This is a genomic window from Paraconexibacter sp. (assembly GCF_059438195.1).
Map to the genome: position 1 here is coordinate 36,536 of NZ_JBLKKY010000028.1, position 14,928 is coordinate 51,463.

Genomic DNA, 14,928 nt, shown 5'->3' on the forward strand with positions numbered 1-14,928 from the left:
GCTCATCGCCCGTCTTGCCGACGGGTCGCGCGGACGATACCGTGGACTTGTTCGTTCGAACGAACAGGAGGCGAGCCGACGATGGGACGACGCGCCGAGAGGGGTCGCTGGTCGACGTGGGCGGGCACCGAGTCGTGCCGGCCCGCCGAGGTCGCGCGCCCGCGCTCCGAGACGGAGGTCGCCGCCGTCCTCGCCCGCGCGGCGGAGGACGGACGACGCGTGCGGGCCGTCGGGAGCGGCCACTCCTTCACGCCGCTCTGCCTCACCGAGGGGATCCAGGTGGACCTCTCCGGCATGCACCGGATCCTCGACGTCGACGCCGGGACGGGTCGCGTGCGCGTGCAGGCCGGGGCGACGATCCGCGCGCTCGCCGAGAGCCTCCACGCCCACGGGCTCGCGCTCGAGAACCAGGGCGACATCGACGTCCAGGCGCTCGCCGGCGCGCTCGCGACCGCGACCCACGGGACCGGGGCGCGCTTCGGCAACCTCTCCTCCCGCGTCGTCGGGGCGCGCGTCGCGACGCCCTCGGGCGAGATCGTCGACTGCGGGGAGGGCAGCGCGGAGCTGCGTGCGGCACGCGTGTCGGTCGGCGCGCTCGGCGTCCTCACCGAGGTGACGATCCAGTGCGTCCCCGCCTTCCGCATCCACCGCGTCGACGAGCCGATGCCGCTGCGCGACGTCCTCGCCGACCTCGACGCGCTCGTCGACGACCACGACCACTTCGAGGTCTTCGCCTTCCCGCACGCCGACCGCTGCCTCACGATGCGCTCGACGCGCACGGACGCCCCCGCCCGCCGCGCTCACGAGCCGCCGCCCTGTGGCAGGACGAGGTCGTCTCCAACGGCCTCTTCGGCGCGGCGATGGAGCTCGGCCGCCGCGTGCCCGCCCTCACTCCGCGGCTCGCGCGCGCCGTCGCGGGCGTCCTCTCCCGCGAGGAGCACCTCGACGACAGCTTCCGCGTCTACGCCCACCCGCGGCGCGTGCGGTTCGTCGAGCAGGAGTACGCGATCCCGCGCGCGGCGGCCCGGCCGGCCCTCGAGGCGGTCACCGACCTCATCGCCGAGCGCGGGATCCGCGTCGCGTTCCCGATCGAGCTGCGCTTCGCGGCGCCCGACGACGCGTTCCTCTCCACGGCCGCCGGCCGCGACACCGCCTACATCGCCGTCCACCAGCGCGTCGGCCTGCCGTGGGCGGACTACTTCCGCGCCGTCGAGGAGGTGATGCTCGCGCACGACGGGCGCCCGCACTGGGGCAAGCGCCACACGCTGCGCGCCGCCGATCTCGCGCCGAGGTACCCGGAGTGGGACGCGTTCCAGGCCGTGCGCGCCCGACTCGACCCGGGCGGCGTCTGCGGCAACGCCCACACCGACGCGGTCCTCGGCCCGGTCACCTCCACGGTGGACGCGACGACATGAACGACCCCGCCCGCCTCCTCGCCGCCGTCGCGGACCGCGAACCGCCGCTCGCCCTCGTCGATCTCGACGCCTTCGACCTCAACGCCCGCGTCCTCCTCGGCCGGGCGGGCGGCCTGCCGGTCCGGGTCGGGACGAAGTCGGTCCGCTGCATCGCGCTCACCCGCCGCGCGCTCGCCGCGGGCTTCCGCGGCGCGCTCGCCTTCACCCCGGACGAGGCTCTCCACCTCCTCGACGCGGGCATCGACGACGTCCTCGTCGCCTACCCGTCGGTCGACGCGGGGGCGATCGCACGGGTGGCGCGGCGTCGCGCCGACGGCCGGCCCGCCCCCGTGCTCATGGTCGACTGCGCCGCGCACGTGCACCGCATCGGCGACGTCGCGCGCACAGAGGGGGCGACGGTCGAGGTCTGCCTCGACGTCGACCTCGGGCTCCGTCTCGGCGGCGGCCGCGTCCACATCGGGCCCAAGCGCTCGCCGGTGCGCACGCCCCGGCAGGCGGGCGCCCTCGCCCGCCTGGCGGTCGCGACGGAGGGCGTCGAACCTGTCGCCCTCATGGCCTACGACGGGCACATCGCCGGCGTCGGCGACGACGATCCGGAGAGGCCGCTGCGCTCGCGCGCGATCCGGGCGATGCAGGCGACGTCGCTGCGCGAGATCCGCCGCCGCCTGCCCCGCGTCGTCGACGCCGTGCGCGCCGTCGTCGAGGGCGAGGGCGGGCAGCTGCGCTTCGTCAACAGCTCGGGGACCGGGAGCCTCGACCGGCTCGCGGCCGTGCGGGGGGTCAGCGAGCTCACCGCCGGGTCGGGCCTCTACGCGAGCCACCTCTTCGACACCTACCGCGGGCTCGCGCTCCGCCCGGCCGCGGCCTTCGTCCTCCCGGTCGTGCGCCGGCCGTCGGACGACGTCGCGACGCTCCTCGGGGGCGGCTACGTCGCCTCGGGCGCCGCGGGGCCGGACCGCCTCCCACGTCCGTGGTGGCCCGAGGGCCTCGAGCTCGACCGCGACGAGGGCGCCGGCGAGGTGCAGACGCCGCTCCGCGGCCCCGGCGCGCGCTCGCTGGAGATCGGCGACCGCGTCCTCATGCGGCACGCGAAGGCCGGGGAGCTCTGCGAGCGCTTCGCGTCGCTCCTCCTCGTCGAGGACGGACGCGTCGTCGACGAGGTGCCGACCTACCGCGGCGAGGGATGCACGTTCCTGTGAGCGCGCCGCGCGGCGAGGCGATGCGGCGGCGGCTCCTCGACGCCGTTCTCGCGATCGCCGGGGAGGACGGCGTCGCCGGCGTCACGAACCGGCGCGTCGCCGAGCGGGCGGGCACGTCGCCGGGGTCGATCACCTACCACTTCCCGAGCCAGGAGGCGCTCCTGCAGGAGGCTCTCCGGGCGTTCGTCGCCGCCGAGACCGAGAGGCTCCGCGTCGTCGGCGCGCGCCTGGCGGAGAGCCCGTCGGGGACGGCCGAGGCCGCGCGCGCGGTCGCGCGGGTCGTGGAGGAGGAGGCGACGCGGGCCGAGCAGCTCGCCCAGCTCGACCTCATGCTCCACGCCGCCCGCGACCCCGCGCTCCGCGACGCCGCCCGCGACTGCGTCGCCGCCTACGACGCCATCGCCGCGGCGGCGCTGCGAGCCCTCGGCGTCGGCGAGGAGGACGCCGCGCGCCACGCCCCCCTCGTCGTCGCGCTGCTCGACGGCCTCGCCCTGCGGCGCCTCGCCACGGGCGGGACGGCGCCGGTGGAGACCGCCGCGGCGATCCAGACCGTCGTCGGCGCGCTCACCCGACGCGGCGGGCGCTGATCGCGGGCCCAGGTCCGCGCTCTCGTACGATCCGGACGATGGCCGACGGCGACGACAGCGGGGACCGCGAGCACGACGACGCCGGTCCGCAGAGCCCCGAGGCCGATCCTCGCCCGCTCTCCGTCGCCATCGGCACCGTCCGGACGCTCGACAGCCAGCCGCTCCTGCTCCGGGTCGCCGGGCGCCTCCGTCGCCACCTCCCCGGGGACGATCGCTTCGGGGACCCGCTGTCCGTCGCGGGCAAGGCACCCGCCGAGGTCGTCGGCCGCCAGGTCTCCTCCCTCTCCTCGGCCCGCCCGTCGGTCCTCCGCGAGCTCGGGCTCGGCGCGCTCCAGGTCTGGCAGGCGCTCTCCGAGAGCGCCGGGCGCGGCCGCGGCGACCGCGAGGTCGCGATGCTCTTCACCGACCTCGTCGGCTTCTCGTCGTGGACGCTCCGCGCCGGCGACGAGTCCGCCGTCCGGCTCCTCCGCGAGGTGGGCGTGAGCGTCGAGGGAGCCGTGCTCGCGCGCCGCGGCGCGATCGTCAAGCGGCTCGGCGACGGGCTCATGGCCGTCTTCCCCCGGGTCGACGACGCGGTCGACGCCGCGCTCGACGCGCAGGACGCGATCGCGGGGATCGAGGTCGACGGCTACCGGCCGAAGCTCCGGGCCGGCGTCCACGTCGGCCGGCCGCGCCGGATCGGCGGCGACTACCTCGGCGTCGACGTCAACATCGCGGCCCGGGTCGCCGACCAGGCGGGACCGCGGCGCGTCCTCGTCTCGGACGCCGTCGCGGAGCGCCTCGACCCGCAGACGCACGACATCGGGCGCCGCAAGCGCCTGCGTGCGAGCGGGACCCCGCGCGACATGCGCGTCTGCGAGGTCCGGCGGGTCGGGACGGAGGGCTGAGCGCCCTCGGCGGCCTCAGCGGCCGAGGGTGCGGATGAAGCCCGGCGCGCTGCGCGTCGTCTCGGCGATCGCGCGCCGCACGGCCGAGAGGGCGTCCCGCAGCTCCTCGTCGCCGACCTCGACGGGGAGCATCGTGTCCTGGAGGTCGCCGAGCGTCTCGTCGGCGGAGTGCGCGGAGTCGACCGCGTCGTCGACGAGCGCCCGGATCCCGCTCGCCGGGCTCCGCGCACCGGCCGGAGGGACGCGCGGCGCCTCGAGGCCGTGCCGGGCGGCGAAGCCCGCGTGGGCGCGCTGCGCGAGCCCGGACGCGGTCTGGAGCGGCCGGAAGAGCTGCTCCTCCATGCGGTCGCCCGTCGTCTCGTCGAGGAGCTCGTAGGCCTCCCCGAGCGCGGCGAGCGCCTCGCCGAGCGCCTCGATCCCCTCGCGGAGACGATCGAGGATCTCGCGGCGCCCCTCATCGGCCGTGTAGGTCATGCGCCCTCCTCCACGGGACCGACGACCGCCGGGGCCCCCGCCGAGACGAGGCACTCCGGGATCGCCACCGTCCCGTCGTCGCGCTGGTGGTTCTCGAGGATCGCGATGATCGTCCGCCCGACCGCGACGGCCGTCCCGTTGAGGGTGTGGAGCGTCGCGGGCTTCCCGCCCTCCGGCCGGTAGCGGATGTCGAGCCGGCGGGCCTGGAAGTCGGTCGTGTTCGAGCAGGACGTCAGCTCGCGATACCGCCCCTGGCTCGGGATCCACGCCTCGCAGTCGTACTTCTTCGCGGCGCTCGCCCCGAGGTCGTCGACCGCGATGTTCACGACGCGGTACGGGATCCCGAGCGCCCCGAGGATCTCCTCCTCGATCGCGAGGATCCGCTCGTGCTCCTCGCCGGAGGCGTCCGGCTCGACGAAGCAGAACATCTCGACCTTGTCGAACTGGTGGACGCGGAAGATCCCGCGCGTGTCCTTGCCGGCGGCGCCGGCCTCCCGGCGGAAGCAGGGGGAGAACCCCGCGTAGCGCCGCGGGAGGCTCGCGGCCTCGAGGATCTCGCCCGCGTGGAGAGAGGCGAGCGCGACCTCGCTCGTGCCCACGAGGTAGAGGTCGTCGTCGGCGGTCCGGTAGATCTGCTGCTCGGTGTCGGGGAGGAACCCGGTGCCGTAGAGCGCCTCCTCGCGGACGAGCACGGGCGGGATGACCGGTTCGTGACCACGGCCGCGGAGGAGCCCGAGGGCCCACTGCACGAGCGCGAGCTCGAGGAGGACGAGGTCGCCGCGGAGGTAGGCGAAGCGCGAGCCGCTCAGCCTCGCCGCGCGCTCCATGTCGATCATCGCGCCCGCGAGCTCGAGGTGGTCCTTCGGCTCGGCGACCGGCTGCACGGCCTCGCCGACCTCGCGGACGACCGTGTCCTGCGGGGCGGCGCTCGGGTCCGGCAGGTTCGGCAGCGTCGCGAGCGCGGACTGCAGCTGCTCCTCGACCCCGGAGAGCTCGTCCTGGAGGGCCTTCGCGCGCGCCTTCACGTCGTTCATCGCGGCGAGCGCCTCGGTCGCGTCCTCCCCGGCCTGCTTCGCCTTCGCGATCGCCTGGCCCGCGGAGTTCTGCTCGGCACGGAGGCCCTCCACCTGCGGGATGAGAGCGCGCCGGCGCTCGTCGAGGGCGAGCACGGGGTCGAGGCGGCCGTCGTCGCCGCGCCGGGCGAGTGCCGCGCGGACGCCCTCGGGGTCGCTGCGCAGGAGCTTGAGATCGAGCATCGCGCCCGGACGCTACCGCTCGCCCGATACGCTCGTCGTATGGAGCCGAAGGTGCAGAAGTCCGACGAGGAATGGCGCGAGGAGCTCGGGCCGGACCGCTACCAGATCCTCCGTCGCGCGGGGACCGAGCCGCCGTTCAGCGGCGAGCTCCTCCACGTGAAGGAGGACGGCGCGTTCACGTGCGGCGCCTGCGGCGCGCACCTCTTCTCGAGCGACGCGAAGTACGACTCGGGGAGCGGCTGGCCGAGCTTCGTCGAGCCGGCGGACAACGAGGCGGTCGTGCTCCGGCCCGACGACAGCCACGGGATGATCCGCACGGAGGTCCTCTGCGCGACGTGCGGCTCGCACCTCGGGCACGTCTTCGACGACGGGCCGCGCGACCGCGGCGGGCAGCGCTTCTGCATCAACTCGCTCTCGCTCGGCTTCGAGAAGGACGCCTGACCCCCTCCGGCGCGCGCGACGGCATGGGCGCCCGAGGAGGCCGTGCGCGCCGCACCGCCCGCGCGGTGAGCGCACCGCTGCGCCGCGCGCTCGACAAGCGCGTGGAGTGGGGCATCTCGCTCCTCGACGACCGCCTCGGGCTGCACGACGGGCCGCGGCCCACGATCCACGACCGCATCGACGACCTCCAGCGCCTCTCGCGGCTCTCGCTCACGGCGCAGGGCCTCCCGGAGGCCCGCCCCGACGAGGGCCCGCTCGCCCTCGGAGCGCTCGACGAGCGCACCGCGACCTTCCTCGACTGGGCGAACGGCCCGGACGGCTTCGCGGCGCAGGCGGGCCTCTTCCTCAACCCGCCGGTCCCCGTCCAGCACAGGCCGGGAGGCGTGGACGTCCTCCACGTCACCGAGCGGATCCTCGAGCAGCCCTACGTCTTCGGCGTCCTGCTCGCGCGCGGCGCGCGGCGCGTGCTCGACCTCGGCGGCGGTGAGAGCACGGTCGCGCTCTCCCTCGCCTCGCTCGGGCTCGACGTCGAGGTCGTCGACCCGCGCGGCGTGCCGGTCGAGCACCCGCGCCTCACGCTCCGCCGCTGCCGGGCCGAGGAGCTCCCGGAGGGCATCGGCCCGTTCGACGCGGCCGTCGCGCTGTCCTCGGTCGAGCACTTCGGCCTCGGGCACTACGAGGGCGACGACGCCGGCGGCGAGCGAGCCGATCTCGCGGCGCTGCGCCGCGCCCGCGACCTCCTGCGTCCCGGCGGTGTCCTCGTCCTCACCGTGCCGTTCGGCGAGGCGGCCGAGGACGCGCTCCAGCGCACCTACGACGACGATGGACTCGACGCGCTCCTCGAGGGCTACGTCGTCGAGGACCGCAGGATCTTCACGCGGTCGGGGACGACGGTGTGGAGCGAGGGACGCGCGGGCGAGGGCCCGGGCGTCGCGCTCGTCACGGCGCGGAGGAGCTGAGGTCGGAGCTGTCCGTGCCGCCGAGGACGCCGCTGTCGCGCTTGTAGCCGGCGACCTCGGTGAGGAAGCGGGCGACCGCCATCGCGTCCTCGCCGACGACGATGTTCTCGGGCATGATGCCGCCGCCGAACCCGCCGTTGCGGATCGCGTAGAGGACGGTGTCGAGGTCCTCGGGGCGGACGTTGAAGTTCGGGCCGTCGACGCGCTCGCGGTCGTTGACGCTCACGGCGCCGCCGTTCGCCCCCACCGCGTCGAGCGTGTGGCAGCCGGAGCAGCGCTCGACGAAGAGCTCGGAGCCCCGCTCGAGGTAGCCGCCGGCGTTCGCGAAGTCGTTGTCCTCGGAGCCGCAGGCAGCGAGGCCTCCGGCGGCGAGGGCGGCGAGAGCGGTGGCGGTGACGACGCGAAAACGCATGGCGGCGGCATCATACGAAAGCGATGCCGGAACCGCGCGCCACGTCCTGGGCGGCCGTCGTCCTGTCCGCTGGCGCCATGGCGCTCGCGGGCTGCGACGGCGAGCCCGATCCCGTCTCCGTCCCCGGTGGGGAGATCCGCGTCGAGCTCTCGGAGTACCGCATCGAGCCCCAGGTGGTCCAGGTGCCCTCCGGGGAGGTGACGCTCGTCGCGACCAACACCGGGAAGCTCACGCACAACCTCAAGGTGCGCTCGCTCGACCGCGAGCGCGGCCAGGCCCAGGAGGTCTTCGGCGAGGTCGAGGACACGATGTTCCCGGGCGAGTCGTCGAGCGGCACGTTCACCCTCGGGCCGGGGAAGTACGAGCTCGTGTGCACGATCGGCAACCACGACGATCTCGGGCAGACCGGCACGCTCATCGTGGGCGACGGCGCCGAGCCCTGAACGACGCAGGACCCGGGCCCGCCGCGTCGAATCACGGCGTCGAGACCCGGCGCCGGCCCGCGACCGGCCGCGCTCTTGCACATACCGCGCGGCGTCGTGAACGGCGGCAACCACCGGTCGGCGCCGGGTCGCCCCCTTCCCTCCGGCAGCGCGTACTACGGTTCGGGCGTGACCGCCGTGGACCCGACCTCCTACCGCGCCGCGATCGGCCGCTTCCCGACCGGGGTCGCGGTCGTGACGTGCTCGGGCCCCGACGGCCCGGCGGGGCTCACGACGAACGCCGTCACCTCGCTCTCGCTCGATCCGCTCCTCCTCCTCGTCTGCTTCGACCGCGGCTCGCGGACGCTGCCGGCCGTCGAGGCGGCGGGACGCTTCGCCGTCAACGTCCTGCGCGCCGACCAGGAGGACGTCGCGACGGCGTTCGCGAGCAAGCGCCCGCAGGACGAGAAGTTCGCGGCGGCGACGCATCGGGAGGCGGGCGGCGTCCCGGTGCTCGACGACGCGCTCGCCTGGCTCGCGTGCGACCTGCGCGAGATGCTCCCCGGCGGCGACCACGCGATCGGCATCGGCGCGGTGACGGAGGTCCACGTCGCCCCGGAGGGCGAGCCGCTCGTCTTCTTCGGAGGCCGCTACGCGGGCCTCGACCCGTCCTGCCTCGACCGCTGAGCCCCACCCAAACCGTCGCCCGGGGGCGACGGCGAGACGGTCCGCGCTACAGCCCCTCGGTGACCCCGAGCGCCCGGACCGCGAGGAACGCGATCGTCAGGGCGGCGATCGTCATGACGCCCATCTCCTTGCGGACGATCTGGACGACGATCGAGCGCTGGGTCGCCGCGTCGAGGTCCCGCATCTGCTGGGCGTCCTGCAGGCCGCGCGCGTCGAGGACGGTCTGCGCGCTCACCGCCCGCAGCTGCTCGGCGACGAAGCCGACCGGCACCGGGAGGAGGAGATAGAGCCAGAGCAGGCCGTCCTCGGGCTCGGCGCCGGAGGCGAACAGCACGCCCGCGACGAGGGCCATCCCCGCCGCCGCGGCCTGCCCGACGCGGACGAGCCGCCAGAAGAGGACGCTCGCCGTCTCGACGCGCCACCAGAGCCACGCGCCGACGAGACCGGCGACGGCGTTGAGGGACGCGACGGCGATGGCCGTCACCTGGGCGGTCGACTCCACGTCGCGGATCCTGCCACGCCCCCGCCGCGACCGGCCGCCCGCGACCTGACGAGGCGCTTCGGAGCCCTCGCGCACGTGCCGATCGTCACTTCGTGACGGTGTGTCACAAGCAGGCGCGGCTCAGCGCTCGAAACTGATAGAACCGGAGTTCGTGCTGCGCTCCTACGCCCCCGCCATCGTCTTCCTCGCGCTCGGAGGCGTCGTCGGCCTCGCCTTCGCGTTCCTCAACACGCTGTTCGGCCCGCGCAAGAAGATGGCGGTCGGGAGCAAGTCCGATCCGTACGAGTGCGGCCTCCCCTCCGACGTCAAGAAGAACTTCCGGTTCGGGATCAGCTTCTACCTCGTCGGGATGCTCTTCATCCTCTTCGACATCGAGGTCCTCTTCCTCTACCCGGTCGCGGTCCAGCTCAAGGAGCTCGGGACCTTCGCCCTCATCGAGATCTCCGTCTTCATCACTCTCCTCACGGTCGCCCTCGTGTACGTGTGGCGCCGCGGGGCGCTCGAGTGGCGATAGGAAGGAGCAGCGCACATGGACGTCACTCGTCAGAAGCTCACCACCGGCGAGAGCGCCGAGGACTTCCGCGTCCGGCAGCTCCGCGCCCGCGACATGCTCCGCGGCGACCTCGAGGGCGAGGACCTCGAGAAGTACGTCGAGGAGCGCATCATCACGACGACGCTCGACAAGGCCGTCGCCTGGGCCCGCGGCAACGCGATGTTCCCCGCGACGTTCGGCCTCGCCTGCTGCGCGATCGAGATGATGAGCATCGTCGCCGCCCGCGTCGACGTCGCGCGGTTCGGCTTCGAGGCGTTCCGCGCGAGCCCGCGCCAGGCCGACCTCCTCATCCTGTCGGGCCGGGTCTCGATCAAGATGGCGCCGGTCGTCCGCCGCATCTACGACCAGATGCTCGAGCCGAAGTGGGCGATCGCCATGGGCGCGTGCTCCTCGTCGATGGGCGTGTTCAACAACTACGCCATCGTCCCGGCCGACAAGTTCATGCCGGTCGACGTCCACGTCCCGGGCTGCCCGCCGCGGCCCGAGGCGCTCATGCACGGGATCCTCAAGCTCCGCGCCCAGATCCAGCTCGACCCGAGCCTCGGCTGGCGCAGCCGCTACGGCGCGACGGACACGGTCGAGGTCCTCCCCGACGAGGGCGACGACCTCATGCGGCGAGCCCAGGAGCTGACGGTCATGAAGCCCGGCGAGGAGCGCGACGGTGCCTGACGCGACCGGCCTCGAGCTCGTCGCCGGCGAGCTCCGCGACGCGCTGCCCGAGGCCATCCTCGGCACGCTCCACTTCCGCGGCCGCGCGACGCTGCTCGTCGCCGCCCCTCACGTCCCCGACGTCCTCGAGCGTCTCCGCGAGCGAGGCTACGACTTCCTCGCGAGCGTCCACGGGGTCGACTACTTCCCCGAGGAGCCGCGCCTCGGCGTCCACTACGAGCTCCTCGACATGGCCGGCCTCGACCGGATCAACGTCAAGACGCGGGTCCACACCGAGAAGCCCGTCGTCCCCTCCGTCACGCCCGCATGGCCGACCGCGAACCATCAGGAGCGCGAGGTCTACGACATGTTCGGCGTCATCTTCGAAGGCCACCCGGACCACCGGCGCATCCTCATGCCGGAGGACTACGAGGGCCACCCCCAGCGCCGCGACTTCCCGATCGGGGGCGAGCCGGTGCTCTTCACCTACAACGAGGACGAGGTCCCGGGGTGGACGAAGTGAGCGAGCTGCAGTCGCAGTCGACGAAGTCGACCTACCGGCGGATGGAGGAGTCGATCGACCTCTCCGAGATGCAGCACCCGGTCGGCGAGCTCGAGGACGAGCTTCTCACGCTCAACATGGGGCCGCACCACCCCGCCACGCACGGCGTCCTGCGGCTCCTCGTCACGCTCGACGGCGAGATCGTCCGCGACCTCAAGCCGATCATCGGCTACGTCCACACCGGCATCGAGAAGACGGCCGAGGACAAGAGCTACTGGAAGGTCATCCCCGTCATCGAGCGGATGGACTACCTCTCCTACTTCTTCAACGCCTACGCGTACTGCGGCGCGGTGGAGATGCTCCTCGACGTCGAGGTGCCCAAGCGCGCGCAGTACCTGCGCGTCGCGCACATGGAGCTCAACCGCATCATGAGCCACCTCGTGTGGCTCGGGACGAGCGCCCTCGACCTCGGCGCGATGTCGATGTTCTGGTTCTGCTTCCGCGAGCGCGAGAAGGTCCTCGACCTCTTCGAGCAGTCGACCGGCCAGCGCATGCACACGCGCTACTTCCAGGTCGGCGGCGTCATCGAGGACGTGCCGGACGGCTGGATCGAGAACGTCAGGAAGTTCACGGCGGAGATGCCCGAGCGCGTCGGCCAGTACCGCGACATGCTCTACAAGAACGAGATCGCGCTGCAGCGGCTCAAGCACGTCTGCACGCTCGACGAGAAGACGCTCCTCGATCTCGGCGTCACCGGCCCGCTCCTGCGCGCCGCGGGCAATCCGTGGGACCTCCGCAAGGCGATGCCGTACTGCTCCTACGAGGAGTTCGACTTCCAGATCCCGGTCGGGACGGTCGGCGACAACTACGACCGCTTCATCGTCCGCCTCGCGGAGATGGAGGAGTCGGTGAAGATCATCGACCAGGCGATCGACAACCTCCCCGACGGGCGGTTCATGGTCGACGACCGCAAGATCGCCCTGCCGCCGCGTCACGAGCTGGCGACGTCGATGGAGGCCCTCATCCATCACTTCAAGCTCGTCACGGAGGGCTTCCGCGTCCCGCCGGGCGAGGTCTACCACCCGTGCGAGGCGCCCCGCGGCGAGCTCGCGTGCTTCGTGCGCTCCGACGGCAGCTCGAAGCCGGCGCGCGTCCACATGCGCGACCCCTCGTTCGTCAACCTCCAGGCGACCGCGCCGATGTGCAAGGACGCCTACATCGCGGACCTCATCGCGACGCTCGCGATGCTCGACCCCGTCCTCGGAGGCATCGACCGGTGAACCGCGACCTCTACGGCCAGCACGTCGGCAGCGGCGAGATCCCCCGCTCGTCGACGCGGTCGCGCGTCCCGGGCTGGGACGACGCCGTCGACCTCGAGAAGGACCCCGCCGCCGTCCCCGACCCCGCGGTGACGCCCGTCCCCGCTGAGCTGCGGGCCGAGATCGAGGACCTCATGGCCCGCTACCCGGACCGGCGCAGCGCCTCGATCCCCGCGCTCGCCGCGGCCCAGCGCCTGCACGGCTGGTGCTCGCCGCAGGCCATCGAGCAGGTCGCCTGCGTCATGCGGCTCACGCCCGGCTACCTCATCGCCGTCGCCGGCTTCTACGACATGCTCGAGACGAAGCCGGTCGGCCGCCACACGGTCTACGTCTGCACGAACATCTCGTGCTCGCTGCGCGGCGCGGACGACCTCCTGCAGAGGATGCTCGACGAGACCGACGGCGATCCCGACTTCAACGTCCGCGGCTTCGAGTGCCTCGGCGCGTGCGACATCGCGCCCATGGCTTCGGTGAACGGCGCCTACGTCGGGCCCGTCGAGCTCGACGAGGTCCCGGACCTCGTGCAGCAGATCCGCGACGGCGCGGAGCCGCTGCCCGAGAAGCGCCTCATCCGCCGCAAGAGCGTCGACCCCAACGCGACCACCTCATGAGCCAGGCGATCCTCTTCAAGAACATCGACGAGCCGGGCCTGAACACGCTCGACGTCTACAAGGCGCGCGGCGGCTACGACCGCCTCCAGCGCGCGTTCTCGATGCCGCGCGAGGCGCTCGTCGAGGAGTTCAAGGCCTCCGGCCTGCGCGGCCGCGGCGGCGCGGGGTTCTCGATGGGCACGAAGGCGTCCTTCATGCCGCACGGGGACATGGACAAGTACCTCGTCTGCAACGCCGACGAGTCGGAGCCGGGCACCTTCAAGGACCGCGAGCTCATGCAGAAGTGCCCGCACATGCTCATCGAGGGCATGATCATCGCCGCCTACGCGGCGGGCGCGACCCGTGCCTTCATCTACATCCGCGGGGAGTACGCCGAGCAGGCGTCGATCCTCGAGGAGGCGATCGAGGAGGCGAAGGCCGCCGGCTACCTCGGCGACAACATCCTCGGCTCGGGCGTCTCGCTCGAGCTGTGGGTCCACCGCGGCGCCGGCGCCTACATCTGCGGCGAGGAGACGGGTCTCCTCGACTCCCTCGAGGGCAAGCGCGGCAACCCGCGCCTCAAGCCCCCGTTCCCCGCGAACCAGGGCCTCTACCAGGGCCCGACGCTCATCAACAACGTCGAGACGCTCGCGACGCTGCCCCACATCGTCGAGATGGGCGCGACCGAGTACGCGAAGCTCGGCGTCGACAACTCGACGGGCACGAAGCTCGTGAGCGTCTCCGGCCACGTCACGCGGCCCGGCAACTACGAGATCGAGCTCGGCATGAGCTCGCGGGACATCATCTACGGGCTCGCCGGCGGTCCCGGCGAGGGCCGCAGCGTGAAGTTCTGGTTCCCGGGCGGCTCGTCGTCCCCGGTCCTCACCGGCGACGACCTCGACCTCCCCTACGACTTCGACACCCTCGCGAAGGCCGGCTCGATGCTCGGCTCCGGCGCGATCATCGTCTGCGACGACCAGAGCTCGGTCGTCGAGGTCTGCCTCAAGCTCGCGAAGTTCTACAAGCACGAGTCGTGCGGGAAGTGCACGCCGTGCCGCGAGGGCACGAACTGGACGGTGAAGATGCTCGAGCGCGTCCGCACCGGCCTCGCGACGCCCATGGACCTCGACATCATGGCCTCGGTCCAGGACCAGATCATGGGCAACTGCCTCTGCGTCCTCGGCGACGCGATGGCGATGCCGGTCGCCTCGATGATCACGAAGTTCCGCACGGAGTTCGAGGAGCACATCGAGCGCGCCCGCGAGGCCGATCCCTACCCCGACGACTCCGCGCTCACCGAGCCGTCCGTCGCCGCCTAGAAGGCCGATCCCGGAGACGCATGCCCCGCCCCGCGACGCGCACCATCACCTTCTCGATCGACGGTCGGGAGGTCGAGGCGCCCGAGAACATGATGCTCGTCGACGCTGCGAAGCTCGGCGACGTCGAGATCCCCGTCTTCTGCTACGAGCCGAAGCTCGGCGCCCCCGTCGGCGCCTGCCGGATGTGCCTCGTCGACATCGAGGGCATCCCGAAGCTCCAGACCGCGTGCTCGACGCCCGTGAAGGACGGGATGATCGTCCACACGCAGACGCCGCGGGTGAAGGAGGCGCAGGAGGCCGTCGTCGAGTTCCTCCTCGTCAACCACCCGCTCGACTGCCCGGTCTGCGACAAGGGCGGCGAGTGCCCGCTGCAGGACATCAGCTTCGGCTGGGGCGGCGGGAAGAGCCGCTTCATCGAGCCGAAGCGCCACTTCGAGAAGCCGCTCGCCCTCTCGCCGCTCATCGCGATCGACCGCGAGCGCTGCATCCTCTGCTACCGCTGCGTGCGGTTCAGCCAGGAGATCAGCGAGGACTACCAGCTCGTCCTCCACGATCGCGGCGCCGCGACCTACGTCGGCACCTTCGACGGGCATCCCTACGTCGCGCCGTTCAGCGGCAACATCATCGAGCTCTGCCCCGTCGGCGCGCTCACCTCGCGCCCGTACCGCTTCCGCGCGCGGCCCTGGGACATCGAGGGCGGCGGCTCGGTCTGCACGCTCTGCCCGGGCCAGTGCAACGTCCACTTCACCGTCCGCG

General features: G+C 72.9%; 18 protein-coding genes and 1 pseudogene. 15 read left to right on the forward strand and 4 right to left on the reverse strand.

The genetic code is table 11. From position 1 onward, the window contains the following. Nucleotides 1-81 precede the first annotated feature (81 nt). The 4 genes and pseudogenes from ACME2J_RS11315 (at nucleotide 82) to ACME2J_RS11330 (ending at nucleotide 4,088) form a co-directional block, all read left to right on the forward strand. Nucleotides 82-1,415: pseudogene (locus ACME2J_RS11315) on the forward strand (D-arabinono-1,4-lactone oxidase). Next, on the forward strand, nucleotides 1,412-2,614 hold the full coding sequence (locus ACME2J_RS11320; RefSeq protein WP_495545019.1) for an alanine racemase: 1,203 nt from the start codon (nucleotides 1,412-1,414) through the stop codon (nucleotides 2,612-2,614). The pseudogene ACME2J_RS11315 and the gene ACME2J_RS11320 overlap by 4 nt, the downstream one beginning before the upstream one ends. Beyond that, nucleotides 2,611-3,201: a TetR/AcrR family transcriptional regulator gene (locus ACME2J_RS11325; protein WP_495545020.1), complete on the forward strand. Its 591-nt coding sequence runs from the start codon at nucleotides 2,611-2,613 to the stop codon at nucleotides 3,199-3,201. The genes ACME2J_RS11320 and ACME2J_RS11325 overlap by 4 nt, the downstream gene beginning before the upstream one ends. A 38-nt stretch (nucleotides 3,202-3,239) precedes the next feature. Continuing rightward, complete coding sequence (locus ACME2J_RS11330) at nucleotides 3,240-4,088, forward strand: adenylate/guanylate cyclase domain-containing protein (protein WP_495545021.1); 849 nt, start codon at nucleotides 3,240-3,242, stop codon at nucleotides 4,086-4,088. A gap of 15 nt (nucleotides 4,089-4,103) precedes the next feature. Here ACME2J_RS11330 and ACME2J_RS11335 read toward each other — a convergent pair whose 3' ends face one another. Both ACME2J_RS11335 and serS read right to left on the reverse strand, forming a co-directional pair. Then, nucleotides 4,104-4,562 carry a hypothetical protein gene (locus ACME2J_RS11335; RefSeq protein WP_495545022.1) on the reverse strand — a complete coding sequence of 153 codons (459 nt, stop codon included), beginning with the start codon at nucleotides 4,560-4,562 and terminating at the stop codon, nucleotides 4,104-4,106. Further along, nucleotides 4,559-5,818 carry a serine--tRNA ligase gene (serS, locus tag ACME2J_RS11340; protein ID WP_495545023.1) on the reverse strand — a complete coding sequence of 420 codons (1,260 nt, stop codon included), beginning with the start codon at nucleotides 5,816-5,818 and terminating at the stop codon, nucleotides 4,559-4,561. The genes ACME2J_RS11335 and serS overlap by 4 nt, the downstream gene beginning before the upstream one ends. Nucleotides 5,819-5,857: 39 nt before the next feature. Between serS and msrB the strand changes: the two genes are divergently transcribed. Then, entirely contained in the window at nucleotides 5,858-6,259 is a 402-nt protein-coding gene (gene msrB, locus ACME2J_RS11345) for a peptide-methionine (R)-S-oxide reductase MsrB (RefSeq protein ID WP_495545024.1), read from the forward strand. A gap of 65 nt (nucleotides 6,260-6,324) precedes the next feature. Then, the gene (locus ACME2J_RS11350) at nucleotides 6,325-7,218 is read left to right on the forward strand and encodes a class I SAM-dependent methyltransferase (protein WP_495545025.1); all 894 of its coding nucleotides are present in this window, start codon (nucleotides 6,325-6,327) and stop codon (nucleotides 7,216-7,218) included. On the opposite strand, the gene ACME2J_RS11355 is transcribed toward ACME2J_RS11350, so the two are convergent. Beyond that, nucleotides 7,199-7,630 carry a c-type cytochrome gene (locus tag ACME2J_RS11355; RefSeq protein WP_495545026.1) on the reverse strand — a complete coding sequence of 144 codons (432 nt, stop codon included), beginning with the start codon at nucleotides 7,628-7,630 and terminating at the stop codon, nucleotides 7,199-7,201. The two genes, ACME2J_RS11350 and ACME2J_RS11355, sit on opposite strands and share 20 nt — an antisense overlap. Nucleotides 7,631-7,707: 77 nt before the next feature. Here ACME2J_RS11355 and ACME2J_RS11360 point away from each other — a divergent pair, with 77 nt between their 5' ends. After that, complete coding sequence (locus ACME2J_RS11360) at nucleotides 7,708-8,073, forward strand: cupredoxin domain-containing protein (protein WP_495545027.1); 366 nt, start codon at nucleotides 7,708-7,710, stop codon at nucleotides 8,071-8,073. Between the two features lie 168 nt (nucleotides 8,074-8,241). After that, the gene (locus tag ACME2J_RS11365; protein ID WP_495545028.1) at nucleotides 8,242-8,739 is read left to right on the forward strand and encodes a flavin reductase family protein; all 498 of its coding nucleotides are present in this window, start codon (nucleotides 8,242-8,244) and stop codon (nucleotides 8,737-8,739) included. A 46-nt stretch (nucleotides 8,740-8,785) separates the two neighbouring features. Here ACME2J_RS11365 and ACME2J_RS11370 read toward each other — a convergent pair whose 3' ends face one another. Next, on the reverse strand, nucleotides 8,786-9,241 hold the full coding sequence (locus ACME2J_RS11370; protein WP_495545029.1) for a hypothetical protein: 456 nt from the start codon (nucleotides 9,239-9,241) through the stop codon (nucleotides 8,786-8,788). A 151-nt stretch (nucleotides 9,242-9,392) separates the two neighbouring features. On the opposite strand from ACME2J_RS11370, the gene ACME2J_RS11375 reads away from it, so the two are divergent. The 7 genes from ACME2J_RS11375 to ACME2J_RS11405 all read left to right on the forward strand — a co-directional run. Next, the gene (locus ACME2J_RS11375) at nucleotides 9,393-9,755 is read left to right on the forward strand and encodes an NADH-quinone oxidoreductase subunit A (protein WP_495545030.1); all 363 of its coding nucleotides are present in this window, start codon (nucleotides 9,393-9,395) and stop codon (nucleotides 9,753-9,755) included. A 15-nt stretch (nucleotides 9,756-9,770) separates the two neighbouring features. Beyond that, nucleotides 9,771-10,463: an NADH-quinone oxidoreductase subunit B gene (locus ACME2J_RS11380; protein ID WP_495545031.1), complete on the forward strand. Its 693-nt coding sequence runs from the start codon at nucleotides 9,771-9,773 to the stop codon at nucleotides 10,461-10,463. Continuing rightward, the gene (locus tag ACME2J_RS11385) at nucleotides 10,456-10,965 is read left to right on the forward strand and encodes an NADH-quinone oxidoreductase subunit C (protein ID WP_495545032.1); all 510 of its coding nucleotides are present in this window, start codon (nucleotides 10,456-10,458) and stop codon (nucleotides 10,963-10,965) included. Before ACME2J_RS11380 ends, ACME2J_RS11385 begins: the two co-directional genes overlap by 8 nt. Nucleotides 10,966-11,006: 41 nt before the next feature. Beyond that, nucleotides 11,007-12,224 (forward strand): NADH-quinone oxidoreductase subunit D, encoded by a 1,218-nt coding sequence (locus ACME2J_RS11390; protein WP_495545036.1) that lies wholly within the window; start codon nucleotides 11,007-11,009, stop codon nucleotides 12,222-12,224. Beyond that, nucleotides 12,221-12,874: an NADH-quinone oxidoreductase subunit NuoE family protein gene (locus ACME2J_RS11395; protein ID WP_495545033.1), complete on the forward strand. Its 654-nt coding sequence runs from the start codon at nucleotides 12,221-12,223 to the stop codon at nucleotides 12,872-12,874. Before ACME2J_RS11390 ends, ACME2J_RS11395 begins: the two co-directional genes overlap by 4 nt. Then, entirely contained in the window at nucleotides 12,871-14,172 is a 1,302-nt protein-coding gene (nuoF, locus tag ACME2J_RS11400; protein ID WP_495545034.1) for an NADH-quinone oxidoreductase subunit NuoF, read from the forward strand. The genes ACME2J_RS11395 and nuoF overlap by 4 nt, the downstream gene beginning before the upstream one ends. Nucleotides 14,173-14,192: 20 nt before the next feature. After that, a partial coding sequence (locus ACME2J_RS11405; protein ID WP_495545035.1) for an NADH-quinone oxidoreductase subunit G occupies nucleotides 14,193-14,928 on the forward strand: 736 nt, incomplete at its 3' end.

Excerpts from the sequence above, each read along its gene's own strand:
- serS (WP_495545023.1), bottom strand. The coding sequence starts at position 5,818 with ATGCTCGATCTCAAGCTCCTGCGCAGCGACCCCGAGGGCGTCCGCGCG.
- msrB (WP_495545024.1), top strand. The coding sequence starts at position 5,858 with ATGGAGCCGAAGGTGCAGAAGTCCGACGAGGAATGGCGCGAGGAGCTC.
- ACME2J_RS11320 (WP_495545019.1), top strand. The coding sequence starts at position 1,412 with ATGAACGACCCCGCCCGCCTCCTCGCCGCCGTCGCGGACCGCGAACCG.
- ACME2J_RS11335 (WP_495545022.1), bottom strand. The coding sequence starts at position 4,562 with ATGACCTACACGGCCGATGAGGGGCGCCGCGAGATCCTCGATCGTCTC.
- ACME2J_RS11360 (WP_495545027.1), top strand. The coding sequence starts at position 7,708 with ATGGCGCTCGCGGGCTGCGACGGCGAGCCCGATCCCGTCTCCGTCCCC.
- nuoF (WP_495545034.1), top strand. The coding sequence starts at position 12,871 with ATGAGCCAGGCGATCCTCTTCAAGAACATCGACGAGCCGGGCCTGAAC.
- ACME2J_RS11380 (WP_495545031.1), top strand. The coding sequence starts at position 9,771 with ATGGACGTCACTCGTCAGAAGCTCACCACCGGCGAGAGCGCCGAGGAC.
- ACME2J_RS11355 (WP_495545026.1), bottom strand. The coding sequence starts at position 7,630 with ATGCGTTTTCGCGTCGTCACCGCCACCGCTCTCGCCGCCCTCGCCGCC.
- ACME2J_RS11330 (WP_495545021.1), top strand. The coding sequence starts at position 3,240 with ATGGCCGACGGCGACGACAGCGGGGACCGCGAGCACGACGACGCCGGT.
- ACME2J_RS11390 (WP_495545036.1), top strand. The coding sequence starts at position 11,007 with ATGGAGGAGTCGATCGACCTCTCCGAGATGCAGCACCCGGTCGGCGAG.